This window comes from Tenacibaculum xiamenense, from assembly GCF_964513065.1.
GTDB classification, from domain to species: Bacteria; Bacteroidota; Bacteroidia; order Flavobacteriales; family Flavobacteriaceae; genus Polaribacter; species Polaribacter xiamenense.
The window spans coordinates 1-1,010 of record NZ_CAZEQU010000012.1; positions in this window are offsets into that span (position 1 = coordinate 1).

A 1,010-nucleotide genomic window follows, 5' to 3' on the forward strand; every position below is an offset into this window, starting at 1 on the left:
TATAGGTGATGTTTGTGATAACTGTCCAGACAAAGCGAACAAAGACCAAACAGATACAGATAATGATGGTATAGGCGATGTTTGTGATTTGAATGTTCCAGCATGTATAGAAAACCCTAAGAACTTCACCTTCTTTAATAATCGTATAAAAGATATTTTAAGAGAGGTTACTACAGTGAATCCAGTTACAGCAACGACCTATACTTCTAGTACTATAGATAATTTTACATCTTTTTTTAATTTAGACTGGGCACATAATATGCAAATTCAAGCCCACACCTTTAGAGGTTTTAAAAGATGGTTGGCTTATTCACCAGAACCACGCCCGATGAGTGAGGTACAAGCAGATGTAAATCGAGAAAAATTATGGCAGCTTTTATTTGAAGCATATGATTTACAAGGTCAGGGATTTGATTGGAGTACAGTATCTTTAATCAACAGTATTCTTGTAGAAGATGTTAGTCCTTCTTTGACCTATCGTTTTAATTTAAATTATACAGACACTAATGGTCAGGTAAAAGATGTTAAAGTAAAGCTTGCAATGTATGTGTCGGGTAAAGGTTATTTTTCGGGCGTTAATGCGTGTGATATAATCAATAGAACATGGGTTGATCCTATTCCATATGAAGGAGTAAAACCACAAGGAGCAAAAGCATCGGCTATTCCAGATCCTGTTACACCGAGTGATTCAGAGGATGATATTGTTTTAAGAGAGTGTGATTGTATTCCACAGCCCTTAGAGCCTGTTAGTTGTGATACGGAGTATGATTATTTTGTATCTCAATTAGGAGTCATAGAAGATGAGAGAACAGATGGATATGATCCTAGTAATATATTTATAGAGGTAGTTACCAATATAGATGGATATACGTTAAGTAGTGATTTTATAGATCCAGATAAGTTTGACAATATAAATGAGCCAAGGAATCATTTCTGTTCGATGAACTATGGATATATCATAAGAGATTATGTAGAGTATTTAAATTTGATTTTACCATTAGATACTAGAT